This is a genomic window from Myceligenerans salitolerans (assembly GCF_017349295.1).
GTDB classification, from domain to species: domain Bacteria; phylum Actinomycetota; class Actinomycetes; order Actinomycetales; family Cellulomonadaceae; genus Myceligenerans; species Myceligenerans salitolerans.
Map to the genome: position 1 here is coordinate 730,336 of NZ_JAFMPK010000047.1, position 18,407 is coordinate 748,742.

The 18,407-nt window shown below is 66.2% G+C and carries 13 protein-coding genes; 7 read left to right on the forward strand and 6 right to left on the reverse strand.

Annotation, left to right across the window (positions count from 1 at the left end; genetic code table 11):
• Positions 1–165 precede the first annotated feature (165 nt).
• From J0911_RS16790 to J0911_RS16800, 3 genes are read right to left on the reverse strand one after another with little or no spacing between them, the layout of a single operon-like run.
• The gene (locus J0911_RS16790; protein WP_207276593.1) at positions 166–3,240 is read right to left on the reverse strand and encodes a type I restriction endonuclease subunit R; all 3,075 of its coding nucleotides are present in this window, start codon (positions 3,238–3,240) and stop codon (positions 166–168) included.
• Between the two features lies 1 nt (position 3,241).
• On the reverse strand, positions 3,242–4,450 hold the full coding sequence (locus tag J0911_RS16795) for a restriction endonuclease subunit S (protein ID WP_207276594.1): 1,209 nt from the start codon (positions 4,448–4,450) through the stop codon (positions 3,242–3,244).
• The gene (locus tag J0911_RS16800; protein ID WP_207276595.1) at positions 4,443–5,954 is read right to left on the reverse strand and encodes a type I restriction-modification system subunit M; all 1,512 of its coding nucleotides are present in this window, start codon (positions 5,952–5,954) and stop codon (positions 4,443–4,445) included. Before J0911_RS16800 ends, J0911_RS16795 begins: the two co-directional genes overlap by 8 nt.
• A 687-nt stretch (positions 5,955–6,641) precedes the next feature.
• Here J0911_RS16800 and J0911_RS16805 point away from each other — a divergent pair.
• Positions 6,642–8,072, forward strand: a complete 1,431-nt coding sequence (locus J0911_RS16805) for a hypothetical protein (RefSeq protein ID WP_207276596.1) — start codon at positions 6,642–6,644, stop codon at positions 8,070–8,072.
• Positions 8,073–8,375: 303 nt separating this feature from the next.
• Here J0911_RS16805 and J0911_RS16810 read toward each other — a convergent pair whose 3' ends face one another.
• From J0911_RS16810 to mobF, 3 genes are all read right to left on the reverse strand, one after another.
• The gene (locus J0911_RS16810) at positions 8,376–9,605 is read right to left on the reverse strand and encodes a hypothetical protein (RefSeq protein ID WP_207276597.1); all 1,230 of its coding nucleotides are present in this window, start codon (positions 9,603–9,605) and stop codon (positions 8,376–8,378) included.
• Positions 9,602–10,129 (reverse strand): DUF4365 domain-containing protein, encoded by a 528-nt coding sequence (locus J0911_RS16815; protein ID WP_207276598.1) that lies wholly within the window; start codon positions 10,127–10,129, stop codon positions 9,602–9,604. Before J0911_RS16815 ends, J0911_RS16810 begins: the two co-directional genes overlap by 4 nt.
• Positions 10,130–10,249: 120 nt before the next feature.
• Positions 10,250–13,630 carry a MobF family relaxase gene (mobF, locus tag J0911_RS16820; RefSeq protein WP_207276599.1) on the reverse strand — a complete coding sequence of 1,127 codons (3,381 nt, stop codon included), beginning with the start codon at positions 13,628–13,630 and terminating at the stop codon, positions 10,250–10,252.
• A gap of 178 nt (positions 13,631–13,808) precedes the next feature.
• On the opposite strand from mobF, the gene J0911_RS16825 reads away from it, so the two are divergent.
• From J0911_RS16825 to J0911_RS16850, 6 genes are all read left to right on the forward strand, one after another.
• Entirely contained in the window at positions 13,809–14,495 is a 687-nt protein-coding gene (locus J0911_RS16825; RefSeq protein ID WP_207276600.1) for an HD domain-containing protein, read from the forward strand.
• Between the two features lie 62 nt (positions 14,496–14,557).
• The gene (locus J0911_RS16830; RefSeq protein ID WP_207276601.1) at positions 14,558–15,265 is read left to right on the forward strand and encodes an HAD hydrolase-like protein; all 708 of its coding nucleotides are present in this window, start codon (positions 14,558–14,560) and stop codon (positions 15,263–15,265) included.
• A gap of 77 nt (positions 15,266–15,342) precedes the next feature.
• Positions 15,343–16,080 (forward strand): helix-turn-helix domain-containing protein, encoded by a 738-nt coding sequence (locus tag J0911_RS16835; protein ID WP_207276602.1) that lies wholly within the window; start codon positions 15,343–15,345, stop codon positions 16,078–16,080.
• A gap of 36 nt (positions 16,081–16,116) precedes the next feature.
• On the forward strand, positions 16,117–16,869 hold the full coding sequence (locus J0911_RS16840) for a helix-turn-helix domain-containing protein (protein ID WP_207276603.1): 753 nt from the start codon (positions 16,117–16,119) through the stop codon (positions 16,867–16,869).
• Between the two features lie 13 nt (positions 16,870–16,882).
• Positions 16,883–17,356, forward strand: a complete 474-nt coding sequence (locus J0911_RS16845; protein WP_207276604.1) for an NUDIX hydrolase — start codon at positions 16,883–16,885, stop codon at positions 17,354–17,356.
• 153 nt (positions 17,357–17,509) lie between these two features.
• Positions 17,510–18,382, forward strand: a complete 873-nt coding sequence (locus J0911_RS16850; protein WP_207276605.1) for a phosphotransferase — start codon at positions 17,510–17,512, stop codon at positions 18,380–18,382.
• Positions 18,383–18,407 lie beyond the last annotated feature (25 nt).

Sequence of the window (18,407 nt, forward strand, 5' to 3'; positions counted from 1 at the left end):
TGCCTCACCTGGGATCTTATGGCACCTTCCGCTCGGCGGCAGCGCAAAAGGCGCTGAGTCACGAGCCGCTGGTCTGCATCTGCTCCGCGCCCAGCGCCCAGCCCAAAGACCGCCAAGCTCGTGGAGGAGCGGCTCTCCCACTCAGCCACTCAGGCAATCTTCGAGTCAGTAGTTTTCCCGCACGTACTCGTACGTCCGGTCGAAAAGCTCGCCTTTGACCGGAAGGCTGTAATCCTTCAGTGCGGAGCGCAGCTCGCGACGCACGTGCTTGTCGCCTGCGTCGCTGCTGGTCCAGCCGGTGTATGCGACCTCGGCGACAATGGAATCGATCCGGTGGACGATGTCGGGGACGATCTTGTGCAACCCAGGCGGGGTGTTCTCCTCAACGATCTGCGTGAGCGCACCGCGTTTCGGATCTGAGATCCAGTCAAGAGCCTCGTCGTCGCCCTGCTCGGCAGCCCGGTCCGCGGCGACCACGTCCTGGGCGATCCGCAGGGCTTCCTCGAGGAACGCGAGGGAGTCTTCGACGTTCTCGATCGCCTTGGTGCGCAGTTTCTCGATCCGCTCCGCGAGCGACTTGTACGCGGGACTCTCGGCGCCAGCCATCCGGCGCCGGATACGTGCCTCGATGGAATCGAGGATCTCCTGGTAGACGTTGCCACCCTTGGTTTCCGGCGTATCGGTATCAGGGAGCCTCAGCTGCGCGGCAATCGCCTTGACCAGCGCCAGACCGGCGGCGTCAAGGGTGACCGTCTTGGAGTGCATCGTCTTGACGACGACGTCGTTCATGTGGCCGTGGATCAGCGCGGTGGTCTTCGCACCGAGACGAGCCCACAGGAACGCCTTGGAGACCTCCTTCGGCCGGATCGACTCGTACACCCTCGCCAGCCAGAAGTACTGCGGCTTGAAGGGCTGCAGCATCGGATGCGGGTCGAGGAACTCCCACACGGTCTGCACGGCGACGTAGGTTTCGACGAAGTCCGTCCGTTGCGAGCTCCCCTCGGGGACCCGCTCGTGCGCTTCGGCCAGAGACTCGAACGACGAGTCGGTCGTGTCGATGCCGCTAAACAGATGCAGCAGACGCGTCAGGTCGGCGACGAACTTCCCCGCCAGCTTGGACGCGTCGGTGACGTTCAGCTCGTCCTCTTCACCGCCCTTGGCCTGCGGGCCCGTGATCGCGTTGCCGATGGCCTTGGCCAGGCCGATGTAGTCGACCACGCGGCCGTAGTCCTTACACTGCCCCGTGACGGGATTCTTCCACGGCCGGTTCGGGCGGGTGATCGTCTGGAACAGGTTGGCGTCCCGGGCGGGCTTGTCCAGGTAGAGCACGCCCTCGATGGGCGCGTTGAAGCCGGTCATCCACTTCGCCGTCACCACGACGAACGACATCGGGTCGTCGACCTTCTTGAAGCGGCGCTTCAGCCCCTCCTCCTGCTCCGGCGTGAGCAAGTACTTCTTGTACTCCTTCGGGGTGTCCTTGGAATCAGGGACGTGCATCACCACCCCAACCTCCCGAATCCGCCCGTCCGGGATGGCGGCACCGCGTCGCTGCAGCTCGGCCTCGATCGCTCGGGCGTAGGCGACGACGAGGCTCCGGTTGTAAGCGACGACCTGGGCTTTCTGGCCCAGCGGCGCGACGAACGTCAGGAAGTGGTCGACGATGTCGACGCACACTTCGGTGACGCGCTTCGGGTCGGAAAGGATCGTCTCGATGTGCGAGGCCTTGCCGGACAGGAATACCTTTTCGTCCTCGTCCAGATCCTCCTCGGCGGCCAGTTCGTCGAACGCCTCGTCGAGAGCCTCCTTGTCGAGACTGAATCTGACGGAACGGCCCTCGACGATCACCGGCTTCGTAAACCCATCGGCGATCGACTGCTCCGGCGTGTACCGGGACATGACGAAGTCCGGGTCATCCGGGTCGCCGAACAGCTTGAAGGTCGAGCGGTCCTTGTCCTCGATCGCGGTACCGGTCGCGCCGAAGAACCTCGCGCTCGGCACCGCGGCACGCCAGGCGTCACCCAGTTTCCCCTCCTGAGAGCGGTGGGCCTCGTCGACAAGCACGACGATGTTCGACCGGTCGTTGAGGTGCCCAGCCTCGGCGAACTTGTGCACCGTCGTGATCACCACCCCCGGCTCGCCACTGCGCAGAAGCGCGAACAGCTCGCTGCGGTTGCGGGGCACGCTCATGCGCGGCATGCCGGCGGTCTCGAACATCTCCGCGGTCTGCCGCACCAGGTCCCTGCGGTCCGCGATCACGATCACCGTCGGCGCACTGCCGAACCTCTCGGTCACAGCAGGATCGCGGAGCAGACGCGCTGCGGCGAACGCCATCAGCTCGGTCTTGCCGGAGCCCTGGTGGTGCCAGATCAGGCCACCGGGACGGCCGTCGAGGACCTTCTGGTGGATCCCGAGCGCCGCCTCGAACTGCGGATAACGCGGCAGGAGCTTGACGTCCGTCTCCGAGGCGTCCCGCGCGTGGCGGAACATCACCAGGTCCTTGAGGATCGGCAAGATCGTCTCCGGTCGCAGCAGCAGCCGCGCCGCACGCTCGACGCGGGCTGGCCCCGTGACAACCTTAGGGTCGTCCTCGGTCGATCCCCACGGAGCCCAGATCTCCGAGTCAGGATCCGGAACGGCGCGGATCGGGGCCATGCGGAACTCGAGGCCCTCGGTGGCGATGTTGAAGACGTTGGTCGCGAAGAAGTTCGGATAGTCCTCCTCGTAGGTGCCGTAGATATCCTTCGCGGCGTTCGCCCACGAGACCTGCTGCTTCACCGGGGTCTTAGTCTCCGCGACGACCAGCGGGAACCCGTTGACGTAGTAGACGACGTCGAACCGACGCGGCTTCACGGCGCCTGCGATCGTGACCTCGTTGGCGACGGTGAACCGGTTGTTCCCGAGGCCCCCGAAGTCGATCAGCCGGCGGGGCACATGCTTGCCATCGATCGTCGGGAACGAGTGGTCCCCGCGTAACATCACGGTCAGCCGCTCGTTCGCGGCGACCAGACCGTTGTGTGCATCGAGGACGGCCTGGTTGAGCTCGTGCAGCACCAACTCCGCAGACTCGGGATCATCGGCAAGTTCGGGGTTCAGCGCGAGGAGAGCTTCGCGAGCCCAGCCCTCGATGATGACGTCGTGCCAGTCACGCGGCAGCTCATCACCCGGGATGCGCTCCCAGCCGGCTTCCTCCGCCCACTCGAGCAGGGAACGCTGGATGGTGGACGACTCTGTCCATCCCATGTCAGGTCACCCCCTCAAGCAGAGCGTCGTACGACTCGGGGATCTCGATCTCCTGGTTCAGGAGAGAGGTCAGGAGGGCAGAGCGGAAGCTGCGGAGATGAACGAGCTCCTCCTGTAAGCCGCTCGCGCTCTCCAACGACGCCATCGTGACCCGAGCCACCGCCTTCTGGAACTCTGCGTTCGGCAATGGGACCAGAGTTGACCGGATCTTGGCCTGGCTCACATTGAACATGGACGCGCTAGTTCCCGTTGCTGACGATCTCAAGTGATGACGCGAAGACCTCAGAGCCATTGCGACGACCAGGTAGTCCGGATCCAAAGTCTCCTTTGGCACCATGCGAAGCGTCTTATCGGACAGGTACAAACCCTCACGAACCGAACCGGGTACGCGGCACACTGCCCCTACTCGCTCCGGGGTGTTCGCGCGGGTAATGAGAACGTCACCTGGAAGCACCTCCGCAGCCCTTGGCATGACGGTCTCGGTGGAGAGAGCCTTGGACTCCTCAGCGACGAACTGGAACGGTGTAACCGCACTTACCTTCAGTACACCTCGTTCACCGTCACTTGGCTGCTCTCCAGTGGTCATCGGGCTACGACCGCCCTCGATGCGCTCAAGGTGGGGATCAAGTGGAACGCGCTCGTATTCAGCCAAAGAGTCCTCGGCTATCGCGATTGCTGCTTGGGACGAGGTTTTAGCCTCTCGACTCAGCGCATCGATCTGCGCGTCAACCGCTGCCATGACGTCGACGATGCGGCGCTGTTCGGCCGGAGACGGGAGCGGGATTCTCCACGCCTCGAAATCGGCCTCTTTCCAACGCGAACGACCCTCGCTGCCTGCGCGCATAGCATCGATCTGTGCAAGTACTGACTGCTGTTGAAAGTAGAGGAGCAGGAAGCGCTCGGACAGCCGATCGCGATTAGTTGAGTAGAGGGGGAACTCGTTGGTCGCCAACGCACCAGCAAGTGCTTCTGGGACGACATCGAACGCTCCGTTCTGCGTGTCGATGCGGTTGAAGACGAAGTCACCAGCATGAGCCCGGAACAGACGCTTGGCTTTGATCGTCTCCGTCGTGCCGATGCCCCGGTCGTAAGCGCCTTTCCCGTACCAGCGCACGCCCATCGTCCGGTACTCGACGCCAGGCTTGAGCTTCACAACGTCCTTCCGCTGCGTCGCGACGGTCCCGGCCGGAACCTTCTCCCACTCACTCATCAGCTGCCTCAAAGGCGCTCAGGTCAATGCCCGCCGCGGCAAGGCGCTCGAACATGGCGGACTCTGTGTCGATGCGATGCTGGCGTGCGTCCGCGTAGGCGACGAGCGCGGTGCCCAGGTCAGCCGTCTCCTCGGCGGCGACCTTGATGTAGCGGCCGATGTTCAGATCGAAGCCGTTCCGTTCGATCTCCTCGAACGGCACGAGCCGAACCTCTGCGCCGCCCTCGCCGTCAGGGTCCTCGCCGGTGCGGTAGACGTCGACGAGCGTCTTGACGTCACCCTCGGACATGACGTTCTGGTTCTTGCCCTTTTCGGACCGGGCAGAGCCGTCGATGAACAGGACGTTGTCCTTGCGCTCGGCGGGCTTCTGGTCGCGGAAAATCAGCAGGCACGCTGGGATCGACGTCGAGTAGAACAGGTTCGGCGGCAGGCCGATGACGGCCTCCAGCACGTCCTTCTCAATCAGGCCTTGGCGGATCTTCGCCTCGGCTCCGCCGCGAAACAGCACGCCGTGCGGCATGACGACTCCGACGCGGCCAGTGCCGGGGTTCATCGACGAGACCATGTGCTGCACGAACGCGAAGTCGCCGTTCTTCGCGGGCGGTACGCCACAGATGGCCCGCGGGTCCGACGCCCATCGGTCGGCTCCCCAGCTCGTCAAGGAGAACGGCGGGTTCGCGATGACCGTGTCGAAGGTGCGGACCGCGCCGCTGGTGTCCTTGAACGCCGGCGCGCGCAGCGTGTCTCCGCGCTTGATGTCGAAGTCCTCGATCTCGTGAAGGAACAAGTTCATCCGGGCGATCGAGGCGGTGGTCAGGTTGATCTCCTGGCCGTAGACCCGCAGCGTGCGGTGGTCCTTGCCGGACTCGCGTAGCTGGTTGATCGTGGCGACCAGCATGCCGCCTGACCCACAGGTCGGGTCGTAGACCGACTCGCCAGGTTCGGGCTGCAGGATCCCGACGAGCAGGTTCACGACCTCGCGGGGCGTGAAGAACTCTCCGGCCTTCTTGCCGGACTCGTCCGCGAAGTTCTTCAGCAGGTACTCATAGCCGGCGCCGAGGAGATCGTGAGAGACCGTCGCTGGATCGAGGCGGATCTGGTTGAACGCCTGGATCAGCCCCAGCAGTGCCGACTCGGGGATACGCTCCTTGTTGCCCCAGGACGCGTCGCCGAACACGCCCGCCAGCGACCTGGGGTTCGCCTTCTCGATCCGCTGGAACGTCTTGGCGATCTCCGCGCCGAGGTTCGTGACCGTGCCGGTGACCTCACTCCACAGCGTGCCCTCGGGCAGCTCGAACCGGTGGAAGTCGGCTTCGATCTCGTCGTCGAGGTCATCGCCGTACTCGTCAAGCGCCTCGTCATGCTCGTAGACCCACGTGTCACTGATCCACTTCCAGAACAGCATGGGGAACACGTAGGTCTTGTAGTCTGCCGCATCGACGGGACCGCGGAGCGCGTTGGCCGCCGCCCACAACCGTGACTCGAGCTCAGGCTGGGTGATCACCGACCGATCTTATTCGCCCTGGTCGGAAAGCGTAAGTTCTGACACTCGAACGAGCTGGGTGAGAGCACGCTGACTGCGACCCAGCCACGATGACGACCGCATCTCGGCGCGACGGAGCACCGCAGTCGCGGACGCCTGTCCTGATGCCCACGCCTGCCGCTCATCGCCCGGCCCGATGAAGACAGGGCCCGAGCGAGGCGCTCCGAGGGATGCTCGCCGTCGACCGACGGCACGTCGTGAGCCGTTCCGCCGAAGCTCCGCAGCTTCGAGGAGGGCCAGCTGCGCCATGCTGTTGCCGCAACGACGACCGAAGCAGCCTGACGACCCGTGCGTGGCCGTTGCTGTGCAAGGACGTTTCCGGTACGGACGCCACCACGACCACGATCCGCGTCAGCGCTGTAGCCCGCGACCTCGTGGACCAGCTTGCCTGGGACTCCGGCCTGCTCCTGACTGCCTGCACAGATCCGTTCGCCACGGAAGCTGCCGCGAAAGCGTGAAATCTTGGCCCAGATGGAGGGGATCGATCTGGACGAGTACCAGGTGTTCCTGGTTGAGGAGGGTCTCGCTCCACCGACCACTGGTCGTAGCGCGAAAGAACGAGTCCCATGAGGGCTCAGGGCACCTGGTCACCTGGAGGAGGAGCTCGCCCGGGACGACCGGTGGCCCGCTGGTAGGTTCTCGATCACGGTGATGGTGCAGCTCGGAGGGATCGTGGCAGCGGAGAAGACAGATCTGAGCCAGTTCGCCGTCGTGCTTGTGGAGGGCGAGGACTGGTCGTTCATCGGGCCTCGCCTCACCGCGGGCTACGATCCGGTCTCGCGCATCAACGTACCCCGCGGACGGTTCCCCAATAGCAGGGCCCGGCGAATCTGCCTCCTTGTGCACGACCAGAAGATCGTCGGCCTGTGCCTGGGCGCTTACCGCAGCGCCTCTGCCGACGTCGACCACATGATCGGCCTCGAGCGCCTGCGGCGATTCGCCCCAGCGCTCGCGGTGTCACGGTTCCTCTCGCAGGTCAGCAGCCAGCTGCGCGCTGACATGGCCGAAACACTTGGCGCCGGCCAGCTACTGGCCAAGGCCGAGACGGTGGAGGCCGAGGCTGTCATCGACGGGGACATGCTCTACGGGCAGGTCCTGGCCGAGCTCAAGGCGCTGCTCGCGCGTCAGTCCGAGACGGACTCGCGCTCGGTTCTGCTGCGGGCCGAGCAGCGCGACGCCATGGCCGCTGCGCTTGAGGCCGTCGGCCTGGACAGCAAGGCGACCTTGCCGATCGTGGAGTACGACGAACTTGATGACGGGCACCTTCCTCCGTTCATCGATCAGCTCGAGGCCCTGCCCATGACCGAGGCCGCGGCGATCCGACACGACTTCGCACGGATGCCCGGCTGGCTGCAGCACTCCGACGGGCTCGCGCACCGTGACACGGTCACGTTCGCCGACCCGGGCAGCCGCAGGGACAAGGTCACGGTTACCTACGCCGACAAGGAGCGGCTGGAGCGCATCACCGGTACCGACCTGATCTACTTCCGCACCCATCAGCCGGGCTACGTCATGGTCCAGTACAAGCGTATGGTCGCCGAGACTCCCGGCGGGAAGCAGCTCTACCGACCCGACGACCAGCTCCGCGAGGAGATCCGCCGGATGCGCAAGTTCGCTTCCGCGCGGAACGATCGCATGGCGTCTCCTGCTGACTACCGTTTGTCGGCCGGGCCGTTCTACATGAAAGTCATCGACGCCCAGGTACGACGGCGGGACGACGCCCGGCTGGTGGACGGCATGTACTTCCCCTTGGAGCTGTTCGAGCGGATGCTCGCGTCGGGCGATCACGTCGGCCCACGCAGCGGAACCATCATCACCCGCGGCAATGCTCCCAAGCACCTGGGCAACGACCTGTTCATCACCCTGCTACGAGGCGGCTGGATCGACAGCGTGGGACACGGCACCGACCAACTCGGCGGCCAGCTCGCGGGAGAACTGCAGGACCTCGTCGAAGACCGCCTCGGCCACCAGCGAGGCGTACTCATCGCCGAGGACCATCGTCACCCGTCCGACGGATGGGGACGAGGCAGGTCCTCAGCCTCCAACGGGCAATGGCAGACGTTCGACCAGCCAGATTGACCGGATCCGCGAAGGACCGTGCCGAACGACGGTCCGGTCTGCGTAGTGCAGCCCCCGACGTTCGTCTGCGAGACGACCACGGAAGCTGGGTGCCTGGCACCGATCGGCGCCTTCGGCGCCAGACCGACGGCGTCTTCCGCGTCTCCCGGAAATCGAGTCGCTAGACGTGTCCGCGCGCCGATCTCGCGACCAGGCCACCGAGATCTCGACTCCCGCAACACGGGGATCCACGGTTTTCGCTGTCGGCGATGTAGCGACAGCGCCCCCGCCGGGGCTGCGCTCGCCAGTCAGAGGCGGCGGGTGCTAGGACTCCTCGCCATCTTGATCTTCGGCGGGTGTCTCAAGCAGGAGTGTTGTGTCGTCGAGGCCGGGCAGGTAGTTCGGATCGCGAGGTGGGATTGCGGTACCGATGTCAATGGCGCTGTCCGAGAGGGTGCGGAGGGATGGATCGACGATCCATTTTCGGTTGCCCCGGCGTTCAAGGGTGCCGTCGATCATGACGAGTAGTCGATCGCGATGTGCCTGGACGGCCTCGTCGTACTTGCGCGGGTCCAGTTGAACCGAAACCGTTCCGAGGTGTCGAGGGCTGTCCACGCGTAGCTGGATGGTACGAATCAGCTCGAATCCGTCGTGGTCACGGCGGAGGGCGGTCACTTCGCCACGTACGGAAACGTGCTCGGGCTCATCGGGAGTCTTGAGTCTTTCGGCCGCGTCGGCGAACACCTGGGAGTCCGGCGTACGGAACTCGAACGTACTCGTACTGATTCCAGTTGGGGTGTCGCCACGGCGTTCAAGCACGACCTCGCAGTCCCCACCGGCGCTCAGTGCGGCGAGCGCGTTGGTGAGTTCGTACGAGACCCCCATCGTCACGGCTTCCTCGAAAGCGTCAAGTGTCGCGTGCGAGCGGTACTCCTCGACGCTTGTACTCGCGGCGTCGAGAGCTCTCGCAAGGGTGTCGACGATCTGATCGGTTGGAATCAACTCAGAGGTGTCGGGGAAGAGAGCGTCGTTGTCCGACCTCTTGGTCGAGATCTGTGCTGCGAGCGGGACATGAGCGGTGACGATGAAACTGCCTGCCTGGGTCTGTCCCATGCGCACCTGATCGAGGAACGCCTTGGCGACCGGGGAACTGCTCTGCTTGTGATGCCGACGAGCGTGGTGAGCCGACTTCGCGGAGGCTGCAAGGGTGCCAGTGACTGCCTTGAACAGCTCGGTTCCGCTTGACCAAGGGATCATGCCGGACGGTAGCGGGGATTCCTTGCGCCATGTTTGTGTGCCGAACGCCGCCGACCTCAGGAGGGCGGACTCGAGAGCGCGGTTGGCTGGTTCACCACCGGCCTGACCGAGCTGTCCAATAGCTCGGCTGACGAGGCGCCGATAATCGGGCCGCGATCGGTCGAGCGGCACCAGGACTTCTGAGTGGTCTTCCGAGTTTTCCCAGATGTCGTAGACGTCGGGCACACCGCCCACACGTTGCCAGGCGAGCTCGTTGAGTGCGGATGTGAGCATCTCGCTGGTGTAGCTGTTCGTCACGGCGCACCTCCTTGACCAATGCGCTGCATGATCTTGCACAAGGCTAGATCATCGAACACATTTTCGCGAGGTGCTCGCACAGTTACATCGTTGCCGCTCACGGCATCGAGGCCGCGGAGCGATACCCAGTAGGCGCGATGGTGGACGAGCAGCGCTTCCGGCGTGGACCGGATCCAGTCCGCTTGCTCTGTCGGCATCTCCATGATGACGACGATTGGGTGGATTGTGGGCTCAGGGTGCCGGTACTCGTCGTATCGATCGCGGGAGACTCGCGCTGTCACGAAATCGGAGCGGCCGCCGACGGTGGTCGCCTTGAGCTGGATCTCGAGGTCGGCACGTCCATGGAGATGAGAGCTGGCCCTGTGCTCAAGCCCAAGGTCGATGCCCTCGTCGATCGCATACGTCTTCACGTTGCAGCCCGCTGCTGCGGCGACAGCATGCACGTATCCGGTCTGGAGCATCTCTTGGAAGTTGGTTCTTCGGTTCGGCGAGCCTCGCACGATCGCGGGAGCAACGTCGGCCATGTGAGGGATGTTATGCGTTTCCACCAAGCCTGACCAGGGTGAAATCCCAGTTCAGAGGCGTCTTGTGCTCTGCGTGAGTAGCGCGAGAATCGGACGTCGGGCAACCAGACGAGCCGGTACCTAGAGGCTCAGCCCGGTTGCCTCCTGCTGCACGGCAGATGGCCCCAGCAGCGCTGCGCGTTGCTCCAGCGCCGGCCGGAAGTCCTCGCGAACCTGCCCGACTGCGGCCGGGATCCCTACTGCCTCGGGCTGAGGGTCACGCCTGCGAGCCGGGTTCTTTGTCGCACGTCGGAGGCGGGCATGAAGTGCAGCGCAGGGATTCTCCGCATCGAGCAAGGTCCGGCGGGAAGCCAGCACTGGGAGCAGCCGTTCGGCGTCCCACCCGTATGCCTCGGCGCGGCGCAGCTCGCGGCGCAAGGCGTCGAACGCCGTCGCACGGCTCGTGTCGAGGCCCGCTCCCCCGCCGAGCCTGCCACCATCGGGTCGGAGGTGTGCTCGGGCCTCGGCGATCGTGAAGCCGCCGGCGACCAGTGCGGCGGCCACGACGCGAGTCCAACGGGGTCGTTGGGCGATGTCGGCGATGTGGTCGTACTCGGCGATCAGCCGCGCTCGTCCGGTCCACGTCTCGCGTTCGGCGTCGGCGGCCTGGTGGGCGGAGAGTTCGGCGCCGCGGTGGTGCAGGACGCCGTAGAGGACTCCCTGGTAGGTGACCACATCGTCGGGGCCGGTGTGGTTGGCGTCGGGTCGGTCTGTTGCGATGTAGGCGAAGTTGCCTTCCTGGCCGCGGGTCAGGGCGACGTACAGGTTTTCCCGGGTGGTGGTCGGTGTGACCAGGGCATGGGTGGTGTCGACGGTCATGCCCTGGGCGCGGTGCGCGGTGACCGCGTATCCGAGGTCGAGGTGGGCTGCCACGTACGAGGCGGGCAGCGTGACCGTGTCTGCGAGCCGTTTCGTGCCGTCGATGTCGACGCGTCGTACGTCCAGGGATCCGTCGCGGTGGACGGCGGTGACCTGCCAGCGGTCGCCGTTGCGGACGAACCCACCCGTGACGAGGTCCCGGATCGTGGTGAGCCGGCGCCGGTTCCGGCGGGTGATGACCAGGTCACCGACCGAGGCTTCGAGGCCGTCGGCGAGCCGCACGGCGCGTCCCGCATCGGTCTGCCCGGCCAGGATCCGGTCGGCGCGGGCGCGCTGGTTCAGCTCGCGAACCGTCTCGGAGGCCTCCGCGATCAGGAGAGTCGCCTTGCCGCCGGCGAGGTCGTGCTGCCAGGCGGCATAGGCGTCGTCGATCATCGCGTCTGTCTCACCACCGCGCAGACGCTCGTGCTGGTCGTAGATGTCGATGACGTCGGTGTCGGCGCCGCGCAGCCGGAGGCTTGCCGTCTTCTCCCACGGGTTGGTGAAGCGGTGAACCTCGGTCAGCTCGGCGACGACGGCGCCGCCGTCCCCCGCTGCGGTGCGGCGGTGTTGGACGAGCAGATCGAAGGCGCCGCCCGCGTCGACGGACTGGAGTTGGGCGGGGTCACCGACGAGCACGACCTTCGCGCGGGCCGCCGCGGCGGCCAGACCGGTGATCTGGTCGAGGGTGGCGGTGTCGGCCAGGGTCGCCTCGTCGATGATCACGAGCTGGTTCTTCGTGAACGTGGCGCGGCCGTGGTCGTGCTCGTGCTCGTGGAGCCATTTGGCGGTGTTCTCCGCTCGCAACCGCAGTTCACGGGACAGCACTGACGCGGCCGCGGCCGACGGCGCCAGGGCGACGACGGACGCCTTGCCGAACCGGCCCGTCCAGGTGCGGCGCAGCGCTCGAAGGGTGGTGGTCTTCCCGGCGCCGGCAGGCCCGACCAGCAGGTCCAGACGACGCCCGGAGGCAACGAGCTGCTGGACGGCGCGCCGCTGCTCCGAGCTGAGTGGTCGCTTGTTCCGGCCGACGGCCTTCGGGACGGCGCGAAGGTCAAGGCGGGCGGCGGTGGGGTCGTCGCTGAGCGTCAGGAGCCGGTCCTCGGCCTCCAGCGTCTGGGTGCTGGTGAACAGCGTGTGGTGGCGTGGTCGCAGGCGCGAGGCGCCGTCCTCGCGCTGCAACGAGGCCGGTGTGACCGCGACCTCCGGCGGGGTGAGCGCGACGGCGTGCGCCTCGGCCTGCGCGACGATCGCGGCGATGACCTGTTCGCGGTCGGCTGCGGACCTCAGGCGCCAACCCATGGTCTGCCGGTTGGCCTCTGCCCACAGATTCCAGTGCGTGAACGTCGTCTTCTTCGCCGAGACGGTGTGGAACGTCGCGGCGGCGGCGCGCTCGACGGCGTCGGCCGGAACCTCCTTAGCCGCGAACTCACGCACCGACTGCGCACTGGTGAGTCCGCGGACCAGAGCGACCGGATCGCCGTCGGAGGCCCTGAGCCCCGAAAGGACTCGCGCGGCCCGGACCCGCCAACCCGCCGTGAGGTCGGCGAGCGAGTGGATCTGCTTGTCCGGGCGGGTCTGCAAGGTTGCCTGGGCGCGCAGCTTGATGATCGTCGTCTTGGACGGGCGGCGCCCGTGCGTCGCGATGTACTGGGCGATGAGGCGGTCCTTGGCCTGGTTGATCACGTGCGACCGGGTCGAGAACTCCTCGATCAGCTCCTCGCCGATACCCGCGATCTCCCACTGCGAGTTGCGTTCACGGCCCCGTTTGCGCAGCTCCCACGAGAGGCCGAACGTGCCCGAGAGACGGTCCATGAGCAGCGCGTCGTACTGCTCCGAGGCCGCGACCAGGGCACGGTGCAGGGCTCTGGAGTCCAGGCTTCGCCACAGGCCGTCCGAGACGGTCTTGACCTTGTTCGACACGACAGCATGCGTGTGCAACTGCGGGTCGTTCGAGCGGGAGTCGTAATGGTCATACGCGGTCACGATCAGGCCATGCACGTCCTCCTGACAGATCCCACCCGACCCCGTACGGGTCGCGGCGACCTCCCGCTCGAGGAAATCGATGACCTCTGCCATCGCCGCACGGTGTGCTGCCGCGATCAGCGCCTGGGTGCACGCGTCGGCCAGAGCCCACAGCACCGAGACCGACTTCGGCACCGAGAACGTCAGGTCAAAGCCGGCGACGGCGGACTTCGGGCCCGCCCTGCGCTCCTCGGCCTCGATCCTCGCCGCGGCTGACCCGCGTTCCGCGTCGGTGAGGTCCGCAGGGAGCGCCTCGATCCGAGCCGTGATGCGCTCAGGCACGGTGGCGAACTGCTGGTAGGCGCGCCCCAGCGGCTGGCCGGTGACGGGGTCGTGCCCGGTCCCGAGCAGCCGCGCGAGCTGCTGCTCCGTGACCTGGTCACCGACGCCGATCCGCGCGCCATCGGCTCCGAGCTGGGCGACGCCCATTCCCAGCCAGCGACCCGGGGGCGTGCCCGGGTTCGCGTAGTAGCGCGTCAACGCGTCCGGGGCGGTGACGTCGCCGTCGGCGCGGATGACCGAGCGCAACAGGTACTTGTAGCCACTCCCGGCCGACATCACGCGCATCGAGACCGTCACCGTGATCGCCTCCCTCGAACACGAGGTGCGCGTCGCGTGCCAGACGTGTCGGGCCGGTGAGGGCAGGAGCGAGGTGTGGGGACGATGAGGGGCGTGGGATGGACAGGCTGATGGATGAGGGCGGGGCAGATGTGGAGGGATCGGGAGGCGGTGTGGTGATGGGAGGGCGGCGGAGAAGGTGCAGGGCGAGAAGTTGGAGAGGCGGGGATGCGGCGGAGCGAGTGGCGAACGGGGAAGGCTGGTGACCGACCGACCTGCGCTCGCCGATACGGTGACGCCTGTGGCCCTCGTGAACCGTCTACCCAGTACCGGCGACGCCATCGTCCTGCTCCAGGAAGTCCTTCCCGCCGGCTCGGACCGGCTCGCACACACGCTGGCGGTCGGGCGCCGCGCTGAGTTCGTGACCGAGAAGCTCGGTGCACCGCAAGCGTCACTGGTGGTCACCGCGGCGTACCTGCACGACGTCGGCTACGCCCACGTAGCCGTCGATACTGAGGTTCACCAGCTCGACGGCGCCCGCTACCTCCGCCGGCTCGGGTACGACGAGGACTTGTGCCGACTGGTCGCACATCACACGTTCGCGCGGATCGAGGCCCGGAACCAGGGCCTCGGGGCGGCGGTGGAGATGGAGTTCCCGCTGCCTGAAGGGGTTCTCGCCGACTCGCTGGATCTCGTCTCGTACTGCGATCTGACGACGAGCCATCGGGGCAAGCCCACCACGGTCGACGCCCGACTCGCCGGCGTCTTCGCCCGCTACGAACCCGGTCACGTCGTCGAGCGGACGATGCGTGAAGTGGAACCGTTCGCTCGCGCGCTCGTCGACCGGGTCCAGGCGCGACTCAACCGTCGAGCAAGACGTGGCTGAGCGCTGATGACGGATCTCGTGGGGGTCTCGGAGCACCTGCTTCCGGCATATAGGTTCGGCCCATGACCGCGCTGGTGCTCTGGGACGTGGACCACACCCTCATCGAGAACGGTGGGGTGAGCAAAGAGACCTATGCGGGAGCCTTCGAGCTCCTGGCCGGTGTGACGACGAGCCACAAGGCTCGGACGGGTGGCCGGACCGACCCAGAGATCATGTCGGACCTCCTACGCGACCACGGCGTCGACCCGGACGCATTCGCTGCGGACAAGGTCAGGGAAGCGCTCGTAGGGTCTCTGGAATCCCGTCGATCCCGGCTCGCCAGGAAGGGGCACGCTTTGCCCGGAGCCAGGGCCGCGATCGACGCACTCTCTCGAATCCATGGGATCGTCCAGTCGGTCCTCACGGGCAACACGCGGCAGAACGGATTCGTGAAGCTCGACGTGTTCGGTCTGGCCGAGGGCCTTGACTGGGAGTGTGGCGGCTTCGGGTTCGACGCCGAGAGCCGGCCCGGGCTAGTCACCGTCGCCCAACGACGGGCTACCACGCGGTACGGGGTGGTGTTCAACGCCGAGAACACCGTTCTGATCGGGGACACGGTCAATGACGTGCGAGCAGGTGTCCTCGGCGGAGCACAGGTCGTGGCAGTAGCGACCGGCGGCGACGACATCGACACGCTCGCGGCAGCGGGCGCTACACAGGTCCTGCCTGACCTGACCGACACAGGCGCCGTCGTTGCCGCCGTCGTAGCGACGGTGCGTCACAAGGAGTAGCCGACACGGGCGAGCAGCCTCCCTGGCCTGGCACTTCGCTCCGGTAACGTCCCGTCGTCCAGGGATGGGGGCATGGGATGAACAACGCGTTGAGACAGGTGATGGAGCAGCGGCGAATGCGCGCGTCGGACCTCGCCGCACTCGTCGGCGTCAATCACAAGACCGTCCAGCGATGGCTTCATGGGGGCCGTGTCCCTCACCACCGGACGGCGCTCGAAGTCGCGGACGCGCTCGGTGTCGCGCTTGAGACGCTCTGGCCCGACACGGACGAGGGTCCCGTTCCGGTGCATTCCGAGGTTGTCGCGCTGTATCCACACCGTGCGGCCGTTCCGAAGCCGCTCTGGTCGGACCTCATCCGGTCGGCGACCACGCAGATCGGGTTGCTCGCCTACGCGAGCCAGTTCTTGCCCGAAGAGAATCCCGGCGCGATCGCACTGCTCCGGCAGAAGGCTCGATCTGGGGTGCGCGTCCGCCTCGTGCTCGCGGACCCCGACAGCCCCGAAGCCGCCCTGCGAGGTGCGGAGGAAAGACTGGGCGAAGCACTGGCTGCGAGGATCCGGATGGCGTTGGCGCACTACCGGCCCCTCATCGGCGCGCCAGGTGTCGAGTTCCACCAGCATCGGACGACGCTGTACAACTCGATCTTCCGATTCGATGACGAGATGCTCGTCAACCAGCATGTCTACGGTACCTATGGCTACCTGGCGCCGATCCTGCACCTGCGACGCGACCCCGCCCACGACATGTTCGACATGTACGCGACCAGCTTCGAACGCGTCTGGGAGACCTCCTACCCTCTGGACAGCGCGTCCTGAACCTAGACACTCCAAATGTCCGGTACCGTCCTGTCAGTGCCGAAGCCGACGGACCGTGTCCACGACCGCCTGGCAAATCGGCTGGCAGCACGGCACCTCAGCGTCGCCGACCTCGCACAGCGCGTCGACGTCGACCCCAAGACCGTCGACCGTTGGCTGCGCCAAGGCCGAAAGCCGCACCCGCGCACTGCAGCCCGGGTCGCTGAGGTGCTCGGAGTCACGGCCGACGAACTGTGGCCTCCCGTCGGCGCCAGCACCGTCGTCCACCCTGAGGTCATCGCGTTGTACCCACATCGCGCTGCCTCGCCCACCGACCTCTGGCTACGCCTCCTGAACAACACGACCGCGGAGATCGGCCTGCTCGGACACGCGATCCTGTTCCTTCCCGAGCAGAACCCGTCCTCGATCGAGATCATGCGGCGCAAGGCCCAGGACGGAACCCGCGTCCGTATCCTCCTCGGAGACCCCGACAGCCCAGAGACTGCGCTGCGTGGCGAAGAAGAAGGCGTCTACGAAGCCGTCCCCGCCCGCATCCGTGCGGCGCTGGCGTACTACCAGCCGCTCCTCGGTGAACCGAACGTCGAGTTCCGCCTCCACCGCACGACCCTGTACAACTCGATCTTCGTGTACGACGACGACATGCTCATCACCCCGCACGTCTTCGGCGTCCCGGGATACATGGCGCCGATGCTGCACCTACAACGCGACCCGGAACGCGACATGTTCGACATGTACCGCGACAGCTTCGAACGGGTCTGGACGCTCGGAAAGCCGCTCGACGGCTCGTGAAAGGGTGAGGCCCATGGCGCGCATCGACCACTACAACGACCCGCACGCTCCCCAGCCCAACTCGATCGTCCCCGCAGTCAGCGTGATCGTTCGCGACGAGACAGATCGGCTCCTGCTGATCCACCGCACGGACAACGACCTCTGGTCGATCCCGGGCGGCGCCATGGAACCGGGCGAATCCGTCCGCCAGGCCGCCGTCCGCGAGACCAACGAGGAGACGGGCTACGACGTCGAGATCACCGGCCTGGTCGGCATCTACACCGACCCGAACCACATCATCGCGTACTCCGACGGTGAGGTGCGGTCAGAATTCTCGATCTGCATGACCGGCAGGATCACCGGCGGCCAGGCCCGGACCTCGTCCGAGTCCTCCGAAGTGGTCTGGCAGCCGCTCGAACAACTCGACGCCCTGGACATCCACCCGTCGATCCTCCTCCGGATCACCCACGTGCTTGACACATCGCGAAAGCAGCCCTGGCTGAGCTGACGGACAGCCCTGCCGCAGCGCCGCACGAGTGCCCACGCGGGACATTCAAGGTGTCCCCGAAGTGGGTCCTCAAGTGCGGTGATGGTGTCCTGGACACTCCTGGTCTCCTTGGATCGCGCGAGACGTTCTCGCGCCCGGTCAGACGAGGAGGCGATGACTTTGACGACTGGGACCCGGATGCGGTCGGCACGCGGCTCCGCCGGCTCCACGGATCGTCCATGGCACGAGGTGCGTCGAACGGATTACTCCGTCGTCGAGCGGAGCGCCGGCGGTTCGGAGTTCAGGAAGACCTACCTGCGCGTCCGAACCACTGCGAGGCTTCATGCCGAACGGGCCGGGATCACTGCCGCACGTCGCGTCGGTCTCGAAACCCCTGCGATCGCCCAGGCCGGAAGCAGCCGCACAGACTCATGGATCGTGCTTGCGGCGATTCCCGGGGAGTCCTTGTCCGCATCCTCGGCAGAAGACCTCACTGAGTTCGTGCGGGTTGTTCGTGACGTCTCGCTCGCGTTGGATCGGATCCCCTGCGCCGGAGCCGGTTGGGCTCCCTCCTCGACGCGCCTGCTGACGCCTTGTGCACCAAGCTTTCAGGGCCGTCCGTGGTTCCCGACGTTGGCCGAGTACCTGGACAAGATCGATCGGCTGCCGGTTGCCGCTCTCCACGGTGATCTGAAGCCTGAGCACCTCATTGTCGGACCAGCCCGGTACGCCGTCATCGACTGGGAGGGATTCGACGTCGGCCCGGTTGCGGTGGACCACGCCCACGCCGCGTTTCACGCGGTGCGTGACGCGCTGTTGTCAGAGCTGGATCCGGCAGTGCTGGCGCCGCTGGAAGATCTGAACCTCGTCGGCCCGGTCCTCGCCTGGCGCCTCGCTCTCTGGTTGGACCGGAGGCGGCCGGGCGACCTCGGACTGCTCGACATCACGACCGTCGAGTGCCTCTGCCGCGCCAGAACCCCCACGGAGTCGCTCGACGCCTTCATCGACACGCTCGGAACCTTGCTGGCGGCAGGCGTTCCGCGATGACCACCCGCTACTCGCATGAGGGAGA

What these genes read in the sequence shown, in the direction of transcription:
- J0911_RS16790 (WP_207276593.1), bottom strand. Translation starts at nt 3,240, where the DNA reads ATGGGATGGACAGAGTCGTCCACCATCCAGCGTTCCCTGCTCGAGTGG.
- J0911_RS16795 (WP_207276594.1), bottom strand. Translation starts at nt 4,450, where the DNA reads ATGAGTGAGTGGGAGAAGGTTCCGGCCGGGACCGTCGCGACGCAGCGG.
- J0911_RS16835 (WP_207276602.1), top strand. Translation starts at nt 15,343, where the DNA reads ATGAACAACGCGTTGAGACAGGTGATGGAGCAGCGGCGAATGCGCGCG.
- J0911_RS16845 (WP_207276604.1), top strand. Translation starts at nt 16,883, where the DNA reads ATGGCGCGCATCGACCACTACAACGACCCGCACGCTCCCCAGCCCAAC.
- J0911_RS16850 (WP_207276605.1), top strand. Translation starts at nt 17,510, where the DNA reads ATGACTTTGACGACTGGGACCCGGATGCGGTCGGCACGCGGCTCCGCC.
- J0911_RS16815 (WP_207276598.1), bottom strand. Translation starts at nt 10,129, where the DNA reads ATGGCCGACGTTGCTCCCGCGATCGTGCGAGGCTCGCCGAACCGAAGA.
- J0911_RS16830 (WP_207276601.1), top strand. Translation starts at nt 14,558, where the DNA reads ATGACCGCGCTGGTGCTCTGGGACGTGGACCACACCCTCATCGAGAAC.